At 58.8% G+C, this 16,145-nt stretch carries 17 protein-coding genes and 1 pseudogene; 11 read left to right on the top strand and 7 right to left on the bottom strand.

From position 1 onward, the window contains the following. Positions 1-114: 114 nt before the first annotated feature. The gene (locus DFS28_RS30180) at positions 115-711 is read right to left on the bottom strand and encodes a tRNA-uridine aminocarboxypropyltransferase (RefSeq protein WP_111452688.1); all 597 of its coding nucleotides are present in this window, start codon (positions 709-711) and stop codon (positions 115-117) included. A 14-nt stretch (positions 712-725) separates the two neighbouring features. Continuing rightward, entirely contained in the window at positions 726-1,622 is an 897-nt protein-coding gene (locus DFS28_RS30175) for a LysR family transcriptional regulator (RefSeq protein ID WP_008153227.1), read from the bottom strand. Positions 1,623-2,030: 408 nt separating this feature from the next. Here DFS28_RS30175 and speB point away from each other — a divergent pair, with 408 nt between their 5' ends. From speB to DFS28_RS31010, 6 genes and pseudogenes are all read left to right on the top strand, one after another. Beyond that, complete coding sequence (speB, locus tag DFS28_RS30170) at positions 2,031-2,981, top strand: agmatinase (RefSeq protein ID WP_008153224.1); 951 nt, start codon at positions 2,031-2,033, stop codon at positions 2,979-2,981. A gap of 9 nt (positions 2,982-2,990) precedes the next feature. Continuing rightward, positions 2,991-3,398 carry a nuclear transport factor 2 family protein gene (locus DFS28_RS30165; RefSeq protein ID WP_111452687.1) on the top strand — a complete coding sequence of 136 codons (408 nt, stop codon included), beginning with the start codon at positions 2,991-2,993 and terminating at the stop codon, positions 3,396-3,398. 54 nt (positions 3,399-3,452) lie between these two features. After that, positions 3,453-4,964 (top strand): cytosine permease, encoded by a 1,512-nt coding sequence (locus tag DFS28_RS30160; protein ID WP_111452686.1) that lies wholly within the window; start codon positions 3,453-3,455, stop codon positions 4,962-4,964. Between the two features lie 167 nt (positions 4,965-5,131). Next, positions 5,132-6,511, top strand: coding sequence for a sodium:solute symporter (locus DFS28_RS30155; RefSeq protein ID WP_111452685.1), 1,380 nt, complete (start codon positions 5,132-5,134; stop codon positions 6,509-6,511). Between the two features lie 85 nt (positions 6,512-6,596). Continuing rightward, positions 6,597-7,322 carry an MBL fold metallo-hydrolase gene (locus DFS28_RS30150; RefSeq protein ID WP_111452684.1) on the top strand — a complete coding sequence of 242 codons (726 nt, stop codon included), beginning with the start codon at positions 6,597-6,599 and terminating at the stop codon, positions 7,320-7,322. A gap of 18 nt (positions 7,323-7,340) precedes the next feature. Then, positions 7,341-7,517, top strand: a pseudogene (locus tag DFS28_RS31010) (acyl carrier protein); the annotation flags it as partial. A 206-nt stretch (positions 7,518-7,723) separates the two neighbouring features. Here the strand turns inward: DFS28_RS31010 and DFS28_RS31005 are convergent. Beyond that, positions 7,724-7,852, bottom strand: a complete 129-nt coding sequence (locus tag DFS28_RS31005) for a PA1414 family protein (protein ID WP_007914492.1) — start codon at positions 7,850-7,852, stop codon at positions 7,724-7,726. Between the two features lie 140 nt (positions 7,853-7,992). Then, positions 7,993-8,886: a LysR family transcriptional regulator gene (locus DFS28_RS30140; protein WP_111452683.1), complete on the bottom strand. Its 894-nt coding sequence runs from the start codon at positions 8,884-8,886 to the stop codon at positions 7,993-7,995. Between the two features lie 103 nt (positions 8,887-8,989). On the opposite strand from DFS28_RS30140, the gene DFS28_RS30135 reads away from it, so the two are divergent. Continuing rightward, a complete protein-coding gene (locus DFS28_RS30135) occupies positions 8,990-10,171 on the top strand; it encodes an MFS transporter (protein ID WP_111452682.1) in 1,182 nt (393 codons plus the stop codon). Here DFS28_RS30135 and DFS28_RS30130 read toward each other — a convergent pair. Next, a complete protein-coding gene (locus DFS28_RS30130; RefSeq protein WP_111452681.1) occupies positions 10,116-11,048 on the bottom strand; it encodes a DMT family transporter in 933 nt (310 codons plus the stop codon). The two genes, DFS28_RS30135 and DFS28_RS30130, sit on opposite strands and share 56 nt — an antisense overlap. 71 nt (positions 11,049-11,119) lie before the next feature. Further along, positions 11,120-11,956, bottom strand: coding sequence for a S1 RNA-binding domain-containing protein (locus DFS28_RS30125; RefSeq protein ID WP_008153208.1), 837 nt, complete (start codon positions 11,954-11,956; stop codon positions 11,120-11,122). 351 nt (positions 11,957-12,307) lie between these two features. Between DFS28_RS30125 and DFS28_RS30120 the strand changes: the two genes are divergently transcribed. From DFS28_RS30120 to DFS28_RS30110, 3 genes are all read left to right on the top strand, one after another. After that, positions 12,308-12,496, top strand: coding sequence for a hypothetical protein (locus DFS28_RS30120; protein WP_017337097.1), 189 nt, complete (start codon positions 12,308-12,310; stop codon positions 12,494-12,496). A gap of 218 nt (positions 12,497-12,714) precedes the next feature. Then, positions 12,715-13,431, top strand: coding sequence for a TorF family putative porin (locus tag DFS28_RS30115; RefSeq protein ID WP_111452680.1), 717 nt, complete (start codon positions 12,715-12,717; stop codon positions 13,429-13,431). An 80-nt stretch (positions 13,432-13,511) separates the two neighbouring features. Beyond that, entirely contained in the window at positions 13,512-14,381 is an 870-nt protein-coding gene (locus DFS28_RS30110; protein WP_111452679.1) for a DUF6279 family lipoprotein, read from the top strand. Positions 14,382-14,503: 122 nt separating this feature from the next. Here DFS28_RS30110 and DFS28_RS30105 read toward each other — a convergent pair whose 3' ends face one another. Then, positions 14,504-14,896, bottom strand: coding sequence for a transcriptional regulator (locus tag DFS28_RS30105; RefSeq protein WP_074874388.1), 393 nt, complete (start codon positions 14,894-14,896; stop codon positions 14,504-14,506). A 177-nt stretch (positions 14,897-15,073) separates the two neighbouring features. On the opposite strand from DFS28_RS30105, the gene DFS28_RS30100 reads away from it, so the two are divergent. After that, a complete protein-coding gene (locus DFS28_RS30100) occupies positions 15,074-15,808 on the top strand; it encodes a thioredoxin family protein (RefSeq protein ID WP_111452678.1) in 735 nt (244 codons plus the stop codon). Positions 15,809-16,145 lie beyond the last annotated feature (337 nt).

Here is a 16,145-nt window from a genome sequence, read left to right as displayed (position 1 = left end):
TCTCCCACGGTCTGTACTGCGTCAACAGTCAGAATCGAGCCTTGTCCCTCCTCCTCCCTTCAAGTCCTACCATACAAGCGAGCCTGCTCGCGATGAGGCCCGCACAGGCAATGATCATTTCGGCCCATGATTGCGCCGAAAGGTCTCCTCCCCCATCGCCGCAATCTGCCCCTCGATCAACGCCTCGAACGGTTTTAACAACGGTTCGAAAGAGGTCGGCGCTTCGAGGGTTTGCAACGCCTGCACTATCGCCTCCACCGTCGACAACGCGCCCGGCCCCGGTGCCTTGCGCAATCGATATCTTGACACTGCGCCCTGCGCCAACGTCACCCTCGGCAGCGCCGCCAGCAGCGGGTTGAGGTGCAGTATCTTGCGCGCCTTGCGCCAGGTGCCATCCGGGACGACCAGCAATAACGGCTGATCATTTGCCGCGTAAGCCTGCAACGGCTGCGCATCATCGGCGGGAAACAACAGCCGCGCCTGATAACCCGATTGATTCAACAGCGCTGGCAAATCCTCGAACACCTCGCCAACGATCAACTCGGCATTCTTCAACCCTGACGCCGCCAACCGCGCAGTGTTCAGCGCATGGTTCACTTCGCTCGGATGCTGCAACAGCAACACCCGGGTGCGGCTGTCGAGGCTCGGAATCAGCGGGCACAGGCAATGAGTTTGCGGACGCAGGCAGCGCGGACATTGGATTCTGGACATGGCTTGTTTTTCCGTTAAGCGGCCTGATTCAGTTGTGCTTTGAGCAAATCGCGAAAGGTCTGGATCAACGGCTCGCGGCTGCGGCCACGACGCACGATCATCGAGAACGGCGCCTGATAGCCGAAGGTCGCCGGCAGCAGCACCCGCAAATCGCCCTTGTCGGCCCAAGCCTGAGCGTAGTGCTCCGGCAGGTAGCCGATGTAGGCGCCCGACAGCACTAGAATCAGCTGCGCCTCCATACTTTCCACCGTCGCCGCACTGTGTTTGAAACCGTGGCGTGCCAGTTCCGCCTGGCTCCAGTAACCGCGGCCGACCATGCGCTGCTGGGTGATCACTTGTTCAGGGATGCGCCGCTCGGTGAACAGCGGATGACGACTGCTGCAATACAACCAGTGTTGCTCGCGGTACAGCGGCATATAGACCAGACCGCTCATGCGCGTGGAGAACGCGCCGATGGCCAGGTCGAGGCGATTGTCCTGCACGCCGAGTTGCAGTTCGTAAGGGCTCATGACCGACAAATGCAAATGCACAGCCGGGTGTTCCTGACTGTAGGCGCCAATGGCTTCGGCGAACGGCAAGGCCTTGTCGCTGACGGTGGAGTCGATGACGCCGAGGTTCAAGGTGCCGCGCAGTTCGCCTTTGAGGGCAGCAGCGTATTGCTCGAAACCTTCGAGTTCGCCGAGCAGACGCAGGGTTTCCTGGTGGAACAGTTCGCCTTTGCTGGTCAAGCTGAAACCACCCCGACCGCGATGGCAAAGGACCAGGCCGAGGGCGGCTTCGAGCTGGCTCATGTAAGTGCTGATGGCCGAGGTCGAGAGGTTGAGCTCTTGCTGGGCGTTGGCAAACCCCTGATGGCGAACCACGCTGACGAAAATGCGCAACAGTTTCAGGTCGGGTAATGCGTTGGCCATGGGGGCTCCGGGGGCTTTAGAAATGTGTTGCCTGTTGAATACACCCCTCACCCCAGCCCTCTCCCCACGGGGGAGAGGGGGAAAGGGAGCCGATCTCCATGGCTTTCAAATCCTGAGTTCGACTCAGTATTTCAGGTCGATGTAATTCCCGAGAACACCTCGGTCAGTCCCCTCTACCCCGTGGGGAGAGGGTTAGGGTGAGGGGGCGCTCTTGAGGCGAGCACAAATCTCAATGCCGCAAAGTCTAATCCCCCTCCCGTCATTAGTTTAGAAAAATCTGAACTAAGTATTTGCCCGTAGCGATTCTTCCCGGCCACTACATTTCGCAGAATCGCCCCACAGCGGTGCCTGCGTCTCCCCGACCTGCGCAACCGACATAAATAAAACAACGACGATGAGGCCTTACCCGTGGACAAGATTCTTCACCAACCACTGGGCGGCAATGAAATGCCGCGCTTCGGCGGCATCGCCACCATGATGCGACTCCCCCATGTGCCAACCGCTGCCGGTCTGGATGCTGCCTTCGTTGGCGTCCCGCTGGACATCGGCACGTCCCTGCGCCCAGGCACCCGTTTCGGGCCTCGCGAAATCCGCGCCGAATCGGTGATGATCCGCCCGTACAACATGGCCACCGGCGCTGCACCGTTCGACTCGCTGTCGGTTGCCGACATCGGTGACGTGGCGATCAACACGTTCAACCTGCTGGACGCCGTACGGATCATCGAAGAGTCCTACCACAAAATCCTCGAACACAATGTGATCCCCCTGACCCTCGGCGGCGACCACACCATCACCCTGCCCATCCTGCGTGCGATCCATAAGAAGCACGGCAAGGTCGGCCTGGTGCACATCGACGCTCACGCCGATGTGAACGATCACATGTTCGGCGAGAAAATCGCCCACGGCACCACTTTCCGTCGCGCAGTCGAAGAAGGCCTGCTGGATCCGGACCGCGTAGTACAGATCGGTCTGCGCGCTCAGGGCTACACCGCCGATGACTTCAACTGGAGCCGCAACCAGGGCTTCCGTGTGGTTCAGGCCGAAGAGTGCTGGCACAAATCCCTGGCTCCGCTGATGGCCGAAGTTCGCGAGAAAGTCGGCGGCGGTCCGGTGTACCTGAGTTTCGACATCGACGGCATCGACCCAGCCTGGGCGCCAGGTACCGGCACCCCGGAAATCGGTGGTCTGACGACCATTCAGGCGATTGAAATCGTTCGCGGCTGCCAAGGCCTCGACCTGGTCGGCTGCGATCTGGTAGAAGTCTCGCCCGCTTACGACACCACCGGCAACACCTCGCTGCTGGCCGCCAACCTGCTGTACGAAATGCTCTGCGTACTGCCTGGCGTAGTCCACCGCTGAGGATTGGCCGTGAACGAACGTGATCAGGTACTCCAGGCCGCTGCCGATCTGGTAGCCGCCTTTGCCCGTAACGATCGCGAAGCTTACTTCGGAGCATTCAGCACCGACGCCAGCTTCGTGTTCTACCCCCTCGAACAGCCCCTGCTGTCGCGCGATGCCTATCAAGCGTTGTGGGACACCTGGCGCTCGGAGGATGGCTTCGAAGTGCTTTCGTGCACCTCGAGCAACGCCTTCGTCAGCCTGCAGGGTGACGTGGCGATTTTCATCCATGACGTGGCCACCGAGCTGCGCATGCAAGGGGAGCAACACTTCAGCCAGGAGCGCGAGACCATTGTGTTTCGCCGACAACAACAAGGCCTATGGCTGGCCTGCCACGAACATTTGTCCGCGATGCCGGAAGGGCTGCCACCCCCTTAGCCAAACAGGTGACGCTCACACACGATGAGCGCGCCTTTATGATCGGAGCTGATCATGAATAACAACAACAAAGACCAAAGCCTTACGCACATTGAAACCTACGGGGTCGAACAGATCCCGGACAGTGAACGCACCGCAGGCCCGACGGATTTGTTCCGGATGATCTTCGGTGGTTCCAACACGTTTGCCACCGCCGTGCTCGGCAGTTTCCCGGTCCTGTTCGGCCTGTCTTTTCAGGCGGGCGTCTGGGCGATTGTGCTGGGCGTGTTGCTGGGCTCGCTGATCCTTGCGCCAATGGGTCTGTTCGGTCCAATCAATGGCACCAACAACGCCGTGTCTTCCGGTGCGCATTTCGGCGTGCACGGGCGGATCGTCGGTTCGTTTCTGTCGCTATTGACCGCCATCGCCTTCTTCTCGCTTTCGGTGTGGAGTTCGGGTGATGCGCTGATTGGTGGGGCCAAGCGCTTGATCGGTCTTCCGGAAACCGACCTGACCCTGGGCCTGGCCTACGGTCTGTTCGCGATCCTGGTGCTGACCGTTTGCATCTACGGCTTCCGCTTCCTGCTGTGGGTCAACAAGATCGCGGTATGGAGCGCCAGCCTGTTGTTCCTGCTGGGCATCTTCGCCTTCGTCGGTCCGTTCGATGTGAACTACGCCGGCACCGTCAGCATGGGCCAACCCGGTTTCTGGGCCGCCTTCATCGGCGCGGCGCTGGTGGCGATGAGCAACCCGATTTCCTTCGGCGCGTTCCTCGGTGACTGGTCGCGTTACATCCCGCGTGACACCTCCAAGCGCCGGATCATGGCTGCCGTGGTGATCTCGCAGATCGCAACCTTCATCCCGTTCCTGTTTGGCCTCGCCACCGCCACCATCGTAGCGATCAAGGCGCCGGACTACATCGCGGCCAACAACTACGTCGGCGGCCTGCTGGCGGTTTCACCGAGCTGGTTCTTCCTGCCGGTGTGCCTGATCGCGGTGATCGGCGGCATGTCCACCGGCACCACCTCGCTCTATGGCACCGGGCTGGACATGTCCAGCGTGTTCCCACGGGTACTGTCGCGGGTCAAGGCCACGCTGCTGATCGGTGTGATGTCGATTGCCTTCATCTTCATCGGCCGTTTTGCAGCGAACCTGGTGCAGAGCGTGTCGACCTTCGCCGTGCTGATCATCACCTGCACCACCCCGTGGATGGTGATCATGATCATCGGTCTGCTGGTGCGTCGCGGTTTCTACTGCCCGGATGACCTGCAAGTGTTCACCCGCGGCGAGAAAGGTGGTCGTTACTGGTTCACGCACGGCTGGAACTGGCGTGGTCTGGGTGCCTGGATTCCAAGTGCCGCGGTGGGCTTGTGCTTTGTGAACCTGCCTGGGCAGTTCGTGGGTCCGCTCGGTGAACTGGCCGGCGGCATCGACATCAGCCTGCCGGTCACCCTTGGCCTGGCGTCGCTGGTGTACCTGACGCTGTTGAGCCTGTTCCCGGAATCGGCCGCGGTGTTCGGTCCAAACGATGCTCGCAGCAAGGGCGCGGATTCGCTCGCTAAACCGGCGTTGCGCCAAGCCGCCTGATTCAACGCATTACCTGTGGGAGCGGGCTTGCTCGCGAAGACGGCAGCACATTCAACATTAAAGTGACTGACCGATTGCTTTCGTCGGAACGCCGCCCGGAGACAAGCCCGCTCCCACAGGATTGATTTCAGCCTCACCATAAAAAAGACAATCGGAGACACGCCATCATGGCATTGGATTTATTCGTCGTACTCATCTACGCCGCCGCGATGCTGATACTCGGCTACTACGGCATGCGCAAGGCCAAGACCAACGAAGACTTTTTGGTCGCCGGTCGTAACCTCGGCCCAAGCCTGTACATGGGCACCATGGCTGCCACCGTCCTGGGCGGCGCGTCCACCGTCGGCACCGTGCGCCTGGGCTACGTCCATGGTATCTCTGGTTTCTGGCTCTGCGCGGCCCTCGGTTGCGGGATCGTGGCGCTGAACCTGTTCCTCGCCAAACCGCTGCTGAAACTGAAGATCTACACCGTTACCCAGGTACTGGAAAAACGCTACAACCCGATGGCCCGCTCGGCGAGCGCGGTGATCATGCTGGCGTATGCGCTGATGATCGGCGTGGTCTCGATCCTGGCCATTGGCACCGTGCTGCAAGTGCTGTTCGACCTGCCGTTCTGGCTGTCGATACTGGTCGGCGGTGGCGTGGTGGTGATTTATTCAGCGATCGGCGGCATGTGGTCCCTGACCCTGACCGACATCGTCCAGTTCGTGATCAAGACCGTGGGCCTGATGTTCATCCTGTTGCCAATCTGCCTGTACCGCGTTGGCGGCTGGGATGAGTTGGTGTTGAAACTGCCGGCCACCGCCTTCAGCTTCACCACGATTGGCTGGGACACCATCATCACCTACTTCATGATCTACTTCTTCGGGATCCTGATCGGCCAAGACATCTGGCAGCGTGTGTTCACCGTCAAGAGCGCCAAAGTGGCTCAGGTCGCCGGTACATTCGCAGGCTTCTACTGCATCCTTTACGGACTGGCCTGCGCCCTGATCGGCATGGCCGCTCATGTGCTGATCCCAGACCTGGACAACGTCAACAACGCCTTCGCCGCCATCGTCAAACTGTCCCTGCCGGACGGTATCCGTGGCCTGGTGATTGCGGCTGCCCTGGCGGCCATGATGTCCACCGCCAGCGCCGGCCTGCTCGCCGCCGCCACCACCCTGACCGAAGACCTGCTGCCGAAACTGCGCGGCGGCAAACAGTCGACTCTGGGCATCAACCGCCTGTTCACCCTGTTGACCGGCATCGTCGTACTCGGCATCGCTCTGGTTGTGAATGACGTAATCAGCGCCCTGACCCTGGCGTACAACCTGCTGGTGGGCGGCATGCTGATCCCGCTGATCGGTGCGATTTTCTGGAAACGCGCAAACACCGCCGGTGCTATCGCCAGCATGGGCATGGGCTTCGCCACAGCGTTGGTGTTCATGTTCAAAGACGGTCTGGATGCCAACACCCCGATCTACTACAGCCTCGGTGTGGGTCTGGTGAGTTTCGTGGTGGTCAGTTTGCTGTCCCCTCGTCCAGCAGCAGTGGCCAGCCCTGCCTAAGCTGAACATAACGACTTGATGCTTTCTTCGACTGGTGTGGCGTAGGTTGCCACACCCGTTTTTTTTCGTCTGGAGAAAACCTTTGATGAAGATTGTTTCTCGCGATCAGTGGTTTGAAGTCAAACAACTCAGCGACGGTATCCGCCTGATTCACGAGCCTTACATCCGCCCCTTCTATCGCTGCAACCTCTGGCACATACAGGGTCGTGACAAGGACTTGCTGCTGGACAGCGGTTCCGGGCTGGTCAGCCTGCGCGAGCAATTGCCGTGGATCACCGAACGGCCGCTGGTCGCCGTGGCCAGTCATTGCCATTTCGACCACATCGCCGGGCATCACGAATTCCCCGAACGGCTGGTGCACCCGGCCGAAGCGCAGATCCTCGCGTCACCGGATGGCGAGAACACGCTGAGCACGGCGTTTGTCGGCGACGAGATGTTCGAAGCCCATCCGGATTGCCCGTTGTGCTACGCCGAGTATCGGGTCAAAGCTGCCCCAGCCACCGGCCTGATCGAAGAAGGCGACGTGCTCGATCTGGGCAACCGCACGCTGCAAGTACTGCACACACCGGGACATTCACCCGGCGGTATCAGCCTGTACGAAGCGGCGACCGAGACCCTGTTCAGCGGCGACATCATCTACGACGGGCCGCTGATCGAAGACGCCTACCATTCCAACCTCGACGACTACGCCCACAGCCTGCAGCGTTTGCGCGAGTTGCCGATCCGCACGGTGCATGGCGGGCATTTCGGGAGTTTTTCCGGGGAGCATTTGCGCACGATGATTGACGAGTGGCAGCGCTTGCACGCCTGAGGCCTGCTGTACTCAGCCGACAACGCGAGCCTGGCGCAATTGGGATTGGACAAAGGAGATATCGAAGAGCTGATCTTCCATCTGGAAGATCAGCTGGGTTTGACGGCGTTTACGGCGGAGGAAGATCAGATGCTCAAGACCGCCAGGACGGCGAATGACTTGAGGCGGTTTTTGATCGAGATTGGGCGGCATTGAGACGGGTTGCCAACTACGGACTATTTGGCATCCGAAAACCTGTGGCGAGGGGATTTATCCCCGTTGGGCTGCGGAGCAGCCCCAAGACCATTCAACCGGGTTGTATCTGGCTGACCGCGTCAAGCTATTTACGACTGCTTCGCAGCCGAACGGGGATAAATCCCCTCGCCACAACAGCCCGCTCGCCACAGACCTCGTGTCGGTAGTTACCGGCGACGCTGCTGGCGTCGGCGTTGTTCGTCGTCAGTGCGAATAGGCACAGGTTGCAGAGGCGGTTCGATCAAACCGAGTGCAACCCCCAGGTCGTGCAGCCAGTTTTGGATTTTCTCTTTCATGGTGCCCCCTTCAGGGTAGTGCCGAGTAGCCAAAAATTCTGTAGCCACTTCGCACTGATAATAGTCCGAAGTCCTACGCAATGCTCGCCCAAAGTCGCAATGATCTGTTACTGAATTGATCAAAATACCTGACCGATAGTTCAAGCCATCTCCCGAGCCTGACTCGGCGCCGATGGATAGACCAATTGTTGCTGTTCAAGCCAGGCGTTCAAGTTCGCCCCGACCATGCCTTTGCGCCACATCAGCCACGTGGTGGCACTGGCAAAAGGCTCGGCCAACGGATGCACCGCCACGCTTTCGCGGCCCGGCAGACTGGCGAGCATCGACTCCGACATCAGCGCCACGCCTGAGCCGGCGATCACGCAGGCTAGCATCCCTGGATAAGACTCGATTTCCATCGCCCGGCCCATGGCCGCGTGGTAATGAGAGAACCAGGCTTCCAGGCGCATGCGGTAGGAACAACCCTGCCGAAACGTGAACACCGAGCGCCCTTCCACATCCAGCGCGCTGAGGATCGGCGGGTGATCGGCTTCGCTAATCAGCACCAGCCGTTCGTCGCACAACGGCACGCCGTCGAGCCCGGCCAGCTCCAGTGGACCGTCCACCAGCGCCGCATCGAGACGCCCGGTGAGCAAACCTTCAAGCAATTCGCCGCTTGGGCCGGACTGCACTTGCAGGTTCACCGCCGGATAAGTGCGGTGATAACGCGCCAACAACCCCGGCAGATGAATCGCCGCCGTGCTGTACATGGTGCCGAGCACGAAGTCCCCGGCCGGTTGCCCGCCCTGCACCGCCGCCTGAGCTTCGTCGCGCAGATTGAACAGCTTGGCGGTGTAGTCCAACAGGACTTTTCCTGCAGGCGACAATTGCAAACGCTGACGTTCACGCACGAACAGTTCTACGCCGAGTTGTTCTTCGAGCTGTTTAAGCCGGGTCGACAGGTTCGAGGGCACCCGGTGCAGGCGTTCGGCAGCGCGGGTGATGGAACCCTCCTGCGCTACTGCCTGGAAAATCCGCAATTGGCTGAATTCCACGCCATTCTCCAAATCAGAACAAGTTACTCACTATTATTCATTTTAAAAGAAAGTCAATCAGTCCTAGCCTGACGGTCATTGATCCTCTGCTGGAATTCAGACCATGTCCCCTCTGATTCGCTTACTCGCCAGTTTCATCGCCCTGATGATGGCCATGGGCATCGGGCGTTTCGCCCTCACGCCGCAGTTGCCGCACCTGCTCAGCGAAGGCCAGATCGACCTGACCGCCGCCGGTCTGATTGCCGCGGCCAACTACCTCGGCTACTTCGTCGGTGCGGTGGACGCGATGTTCTCTCGCCGTCCCGAGCAAGTGCGCTGGCGTTTGCTGGGCGGTTTGTGGCTCTGTGTATTGCTGACGTTGGCCTCGTTCTGGGCCAACGGGTTTTGGTCCCATCTGGTGCTGCGGTTCGGCACTGGCGTGGCCAGCGCCTGGGTGCTTGTGATGATCACCGCGTTGAGCCAGCCACTGGCCGCGGCGGCCGGTCGCCCACGGCTTGGCGCCCTGGTATTTGCCGGACCGGGTCTGGGGATTTTTCTGACGGGCTTGTTGGCCTTGGGATCGAACCTGCTGGGGCAGACTTCTGCAGCCTTGTGGCTGGTGTATGCCGGCGTCGGGCTGGCGATGCTGCTGGGAATTCTGCCGTTCCTGCCGCAACCGGCCACGACCGTGGCCGCCGCCCCCAGCGTCGCAGGCTCGGGCAATCAAGGCATTGGCCGTTTAGGCGTGGTCTATGGGCTGTACGGTTTGGGCTACATCATTCCGGCCACTTTCCTCTCGCAAATGGCCAACGCGCAGTTCCATGGCCAATGGCAGGCCGATCTGTTCTGGCCTTGCTTCGGTCTTGCTTCGGCCATCGGGGTGGTGCTGGTGAGTCTGCGTCGACAACACCCGCATGGCACTCGTTATTGGCTGATGGCGACGTTGTGGCTGCAAGCCGCCGGGGTCTTTGCCTGCTTGTTGGGCAGTGGCCCAGGCCTGGCCTTGGGCGTGATCCTTTGCGGCACGCCATTCCTGGCCTGCATGCAGCTGGTGATGCAACGCTCCCGAGAACTGGCGCCCCACGCCACCCAGCGCAACGCCGGGCTGCTGACGGCATGCTTTGCCGTGGGCCAGCTCAGCGGGCCGTTGCTGGCGGCATTGAGCAGCCATTTCAGCGGTGGTTTGCAGCCCGCGCTGGTGTTCGCCGGCAGTGGTTTGATTGTCGCTGGCGGTCTGTTATTGCGCCCGGTCAGCTCTGTCCAAGGGCTTTGCGCAAGCGACGGCGCACCCACTGCTCAGCGCTGACAAAGGTGATGCCCAACAACACCAGCACCGCGCCGACAACGAAGTTGAAGCTCAGCTTTTCGCCCAGCAGCACCACACCGAACGTGACGCCGAACAGCGGCGTCATGAACGAAAACACCGCCAGGTTCGCCGCCAGGTAACGGCGCAATAGCCAGAACCAGGTCAGGTAACTGAAGAACGACACCACCAATCCCTGGAACAACACACTGGCCACCGCCACGGTGGTCAGGCTGACGTGGGTGACTTGGCCGCTGAGGATCGCAATCAGCAGCAGGCCAACGAAACCGACAATCAATTGATAGAACAGCGTTAGCGTCACCGGCGCTTCCGACAGGCGCGAAGCGCGCACCACCACAGTGGTTGCCCCCCATGACGCGCCGGCCAGCACGCCCAGCGCATCGCCCATCAACATGCGGTGATCGAGGTTGTCCCACGAGACCCCACCGGCAAAGGCGATGGCAATCCCGACGAAGGCGAGGAAAATCCCCAACCACTGGACCGGCCTTAAACGCTCACTCGGCAACAACCAATGAACGCCCAATGCGGTGAAGATCGGCGCGGTGTAAAGGAACACCGACATGTGCGCGGCCGTAGTCAGTTGCAGGCCTTCGGAAATGAAGAAGAACTCCAGGCCAAAAAGCGCGCCGGCCAGTAGTCCACCGCGCCAAGTGTTGCCCACTTGATCCCAGCCGCCCTTCCAGCAGATCAACAATCCTACGAGCAACGCGGAAATACCCGAGCGCCCGGCGGCCTGCATGACCGGCGCAATGTCTGGCGCCGCCCACTTGATCATCACCTGCTGAATACCCCAGATCAGGCACAACCCAATCATCACTTGCAGGGCAAACCCATCGGCGCTGCGCCGGGTGGCGCTCACCGTGATACCTCGACAACACAATCCATGGCAGAAACTCGGCAGTTGCTACAAGAGTTTGACCGGTATTACGCTCAGCTCAGTTCAATGCGATCGGCGTGAATGACGATCTGGCCGTTCTTGTACAACGCACCAATGGCCTTTTTGAAGTTGCCCTTGCTCACGCCAAACATACTGCTGATCACCGTTGGGTCGCTCTTGTCGCTGACGGGCAGGCTGCCATTGTTGTCGCGCAACTTGGCGAGAATCTTCGAGTTCAGGCTGGTGGCGGCTTCTTCGCCTACCGGTTGCAGGCTCAGGCTAATCTTGCCGTCGGCACGGACTTCTTTGATAAAGCCCTTCTCTTCTTTACCGGCGCGCATGAACTTGAAGATTTCGTTCTTGTGGATCAGGCCCCAATGCTTGTTGTTGATGATCGCCTTGAAGCCCATATCGGTGGCTTCGGCAACCAGCAAATCAACTTCCTGGCCAGGGGTGTAGTTGGCCGGGGTCTTGTCGAGGTAGCGGTCCAGACGCGCCGTCGCGGTGATGCGGCGGGTGTGCTTGTCCAGGTAGACGTGCACCACGACATACTCGCCGGCGGTCATCTGACGCTTTTCTTCGGAGTACGGCAGCAACAGATCTTTCGGCAAACCCCAATCCAGGAAAACACCGATGCTGTTGACTTCAACGACTTTTAAGCTGGCGAATTCACCGACTTGAACTTTCGGCTTTTCGGTAGTTGCGATGAGTTTGTCATCGCTGTCCAGATAAACAAAAACGTTGAGCCAGTCTTCATCTTCGCTGGGAATATCTTTGGGAATATAACGATTAGGCAGGAGGATTTCGCCATCCGCGCCACCGTCCAGATATAAACCGAAGTTAGTGTGTTTAACCACTTGCAAACTGTTGTAGCGCCCGACTAAAGCCATTTCCAATACCCTCATTGCGTGGGCGGCATTCTACCCGGTTTTGCGGGCCGCGTTCGCTGGCCAGCCCGGTGGCGCAAGAAAATCCTCTGAAGGGCTTAATTTTCCTGGGCTTTACCGGACACGCCAGGCCGCTCGTCAGGCCGTTCTGGAGGTTTTCGCACCTGTCCGCCAGGCGGAAAACTGTAATTTCTCACGATCGTTCTTAGTTAAAACAGCAGCTTAGAGACCAATTCAGAATAATAACTTGTGATTAATTCTTCATCTGCCCTGTGTATTTCGGGGGGATATTTACCAAGCAATTGTCAAGTATTTCCTGTACGATGCCTGGCCAAGTTAATTTTCTATAGGTTAATGGCCGCCATGCGTGTAAAAGCATCCAACAGCAAAGCAAAGCCAGCTCCAGCCGTTGAAACCAGCGAATCGATCAACAACCAGATTGCTGCGTTCCTCAAGTCCGGCGGAGAGATCCAGCAAATTGCCAAAGGCGTCAGCGGCCAGACGTTCGGCCCGTCCAAGCAGATCACTCTGGGCAAGAAGTAACTTCCCCAAGATCCGCCGCGTCACCTGGTCCCTAAGCGCTTTGAGCTTCGAAGCGCTTGGACTGGAACCCTCCTCGCAACCCCCCCGCAAAACACCAATATTTCAAAAATCGACGAACGGCCCTCGATGCCGATCATTCGCCGGTATGCTTACACACGTCTAGATCAAGCGTTTCAGTAGGTTTTTAGTGCCTGCACCTCGCTGTCATGGAGTGACGCATGCTCAAACCCTCCTATTTACTGCTCGGCACCCTGCTGTCGTGTTCAGTCGCCAATGCGCAAACCTTTCAGGGTGAACTGGGCGACTTCGATCTCAAACTCGGCACCACCCCCAGCCGCAGCATGGCCCAAGGGCTGGTCAAACCTTCCAGCACCGGCTCGTTCCACGGTGGTCTCGACCTGAGTCACGACAGCGGTTTTTACGTGGGCCAATGGGCACCGAGCATGGGTTTAACGCCAGGGGCCAACCTTGAAGTCGACTCCTACATGGGCTTTAAACAACCTTTCGATAATACCCTCGGGTACGAAGTCGGCATGATCCGTTACAGCTACCCGAAAGTGGACACCCTCGACAGCCAGGAGCTTTTCGGTGGCCTGACCTTTCTGGACAGCCGTTTCGGCGCAGCCTTCAGCAACGACCCCGACAAACAGAACAGCACCGTATTCGCCGACCTCGGTGGCAATCAGCCGTTTGGCATCGGGATCAGCATGAAATACACCACCCACCAGCTCAACGCGCCGGTGTCCGTCGACGGTGGGTATGTAGGCAGTTTCACCGACTGGTCAGTGAAACTTTCCCGTCCGTTCATGGGCGTCGATCTGGACCTGATCTACAGTGACTCCAGCTTGAGCGGCAACAGTTGTTCCGCCTATTCCGGGCACAACAGCCAATGCGACGGGTTGGTCACCCTCAAGGCCGAACGCGCCTTTTACTGATCGGCTGAACTGCGAGGCTCATCCTGCGTTCACATAAAGAAGCCCATTAAAAAAGCCAGGCCTTCGCAAAGGATTCGCCCATGTCGCGCTGGTTGAAGTGTCTCGCCGTCATTATCACCCTCAGTCTCGCCCTCGGTGCGTGCAGCCGCGTGGGCCTGGCCTATCGCAACCTCGACGTGATCATTCCGTGGACGCTCAGCGACTACCTGAACATGAACGGCGAGCAAAAAGATTGGTTTAATGAACGCCTCAAAGAGCACCTGAGCTGGCACTGCACCACGCAATTGCCGGGCTACCTCGACTGGCTGGATCGCTTGAAAGTCATGGTAGAGACCAATCAGGTCACCGACGCCGCACTGCAAACCCGCACCCAGGAAGCCAAACAGGCCATCGCCCAGACCGCGAAGGAAATCACCCCATCGGCCATTGAGCTGTTACAGGGGCTGGATGACAAACAAGTCGCGGAAATGAACGAGGCCTTCGCCAAGGACCAGCGCAAACGCCAGGAGCAATATCTCAAACCGTCTCTCGATCAACAGATCAAGGCGCGCAGCCAGCGCATGGAAAAACGTCTGAATGATTGGCTCGGCCCGCTCAGCGCGACCCAACAGCTGCGTGTTGTCGCGTGGTCAAACGCCTTGGGTAACCAGAACTCGCAATGGATCGCCAACCGTGTCCATTGGCAGAAGCAGTTCAGTGCGGCAGTTGCGCAGCGCCAGAGTCCAGAATTCCCACAGCAAATCGAGACGCTTCTGGTCAATCGCGAGAGTTTGTGGACGCCTGACTATCGCCAGGCCTACGCCAACACCGAAGCCCAGGCCCGCGCATTATTTGTGGACTTGATGGCCGAAAGCACGCCGGAACAGCGCCAGCGGTTGCTGAAGAAAATCGAAGGGGTGCGCAAGGACTTCAACGATTTGAAGTGCCTGAAAGCAGTCAAACAAAGTTAAGCACTACACAACTCCCCTGTGGGAGCGGGCTTGCTCGCGAATGCGATGTACCAGTTAACTTATAGTTGCCTGACACACCGCATTCGCGAGCAAGCCCGCTCCCACAGGGGATATGCGCGTCTTCAGGCAATCTGTGCCCTCGATGCGATCTCATCAAACCTCACCTCATCCAGCGCATCTTCCTGCTCATCCAACACTTGCCGCGGATGGTCATTCCCCGGAATGCTGCTGTCGATCAAGCTCAATAAACTCGAGCCCCGAGGCGTCAAAATGTAGTTCTCGCCATTGCCACCCTGATCTTCTGGCCGAGGCTCGATATAGCCCCGTAACAACAGTAACTTTTCGTACTCACCAGCTACCGTTTTCAGGTGATCCAGGTTCTCAAACGGCTCACCTTTCGACGCTTTCTCCGCCGCATACTGCTCGGCGTAGGGTCGTGGGGTGAAAGTGTGGCCAGCGCCGTTCTGCACTTCATGCAGCAAGCGTTCAATCAAATCCCAGTTATAAGTCGTCATCCTGATTCAACCTCCGGTGCCCGCCAGTGAAATGGCCTTCATAGGTTGTGACCGGTGCAGTTCGTAGCCGTTCAGCTGAGGTTTTGAACAGCACCGACCGGCGGTATGTCGAATTGGGCGTAGGCCAAACGACTAGGCTGTGTAAGTCCCCTCCCAGCACCCCGCAGGAGAATCCCAATGAACATTCAGAATCATCCCGTCGTCTCCCGAGAAGAATGGCTCGCCGCCCGTAAACAACACCTGGCCCACGAAAAAGCCTTCACCAAAGAACGAGACAAACTCAGCGCCGAACGCCGCGCCCTGCCCTGGGTGAAAATCGACAAGGACTACCGTTTCCAGGGCCCGAACGGCGAACTGAAACTGGCTGACCTGTTCGGCGGCCGTAGCCAGTTGATCATCTACCACTTCATGTTTGGCAAAGGCTGGGACGAAGGCTGCTCTGGCTGCTCGTTCCTGTCCGATCACATTGACGGCGCCAACCAACACCTGGCCCATCATGACGTCGCCGTGGTAGCGGTTTCCCACGCACCGTTCGCCGAATTCCAAGCCTTCAAACGACGCATGGGCTGGAAATTCGATTGGGTGTCGTCAGAAGGTAGCGATTTCAATTACGACTTTGGCGTTTCGGCCCGAGCAGAAGACGTCACCGCCGGTAAAGCCACCTACAACTACGAAAAATCCGACGGCGCCGAAGAAGAACTCCCCGGCCTCAGTGTGTTTTATCGCAATGAAGCTGGAGAGATTTTTCACACCTATTCCACTTATGCCCGAGGTCTGGACATGTTGGTTGGCGCTTACAACTACTTGGACCTGACGCCTAAGGGCCGTAATGAAGAGGAAATCATGGAATGGGTGCGGCATCACGACCGGTATGAGGACAAGGCAGCGGCCAACTGCTGCCATGGAGGGTAGACAGCACAGCCATCGGGGGCTTGGTCCGGGCTGGACACAGTCCCCATGAACACCACAAATCCCCTGTGGGGGAGCCTGCTCGCGATGACTGACTAACATTCAACATTGATATCAACTGATACACCGCTATCGCGAGCAGGCTCGCTCCCACGAGGTTGCGTGATGTTCTGTAGGTTGCGGCCGGTTGACTGACCGCAACAGGGGCAAATGCCCTACAACAACCTCGGAAACAGGCACCTTGCACCGCTGGAACGATGAAGCTTATAGTCCGCCGGTCGCCCAAAAAGCGACCGGGTTTGGCGACCCGACCACAGAGAGTCCTCATCAATGACAAGAG

Source organism: Pseudomonas sp. 478 (assembly GCF_003254125.1).
Classification (GTDB): Bacteria; Pseudomonadota; Gammaproteobacteria; order Pseudomonadales; family Pseudomonadaceae; genus Aquipseudomonas.
This window is presented reverse-complemented; position numbering and strand designations above follow the sequence as displayed.

Coding starts and splice junctions, on each gene's coding strand:
- DFS28_RS30180 (WP_111452688.1), bottom strand. CDS start 711: ATGTCCAGAATCCAATGTCCGCGCTGCCTGCGTCCGCAAACTCATTGC.
- DFS28_RS30175 (WP_008153227.1), bottom strand. CDS start 1,622: ATGGCCAACGCATTACCCGACCTGAAACTGTTGCGCATTTTCGTCAGC.
- DFS28_RS30160 (WP_111452686.1), top strand. CDS start 3,453: ATGAATAACAACAACAAAGACCAAAGCCTTACGCACATTGAAACCTAC.
- DFS28_RS30155 (WP_111452685.1), top strand. CDS start 5,132: ATGGCATTGGATTTATTCGTCGTACTCATCTACGCCGCCGCGATGCTG.
- DFS28_RS30150 (WP_111452684.1), top strand. CDS start 6,597: ATGAAGATTGTTTCTCGCGATCAGTGGTTTGAAGTCAAACAACTCAGC.
- DFS28_RS31005 (WP_007914492.1), bottom strand. CDS start 7,852: ATGAAAGAGAAAATCCAAAACTGGCTGCACGACCTGGGGGTTGCACTC.
- DFS28_RS30135 (WP_111452682.1), top strand. CDS start 8,990: ATGTCCCCTCTGATTCGCTTACTCGCCAGTTTCATCGCCCTGATGATG.
- DFS28_RS30125 (WP_008153208.1), bottom strand. CDS start 11,956: ATGGCTTTAGTCGGGCGCTACAACAGTTTGCAAGTGGTTAAACACACT.
- DFS28_RS30120 (WP_017337097.1), top strand. CDS start 12,308: ATGGCCGCCATGCGTGTAAAAGCATCCAACAGCAAAGCAAAGCCAGCT.
- DFS28_RS30115 (WP_111452680.1), top strand. CDS start 12,715: ATGCTCAAACCCTCCTATTTACTGCTCGGCACCCTGCTGTCGTGTTCA.
- DFS28_RS30110 (WP_111452679.1), top strand. CDS start 13,512: ATGTCGCGCTGGTTGAAGTGTCTCGCCGTCATTATCACCCTCAGTCTC.
- DFS28_RS30105 (WP_074874388.1), bottom strand. CDS start 14,896: ATGACGACTTATAACTGGGATTTGATTGAACGCTTGCTGCATGAAGTG.
- DFS28_RS30100 (WP_111452678.1), top strand. CDS start 15,074: ATGAACATTCAGAATCATCCCGTCGTCTCCCGAGAAGAATGGCTCGCC.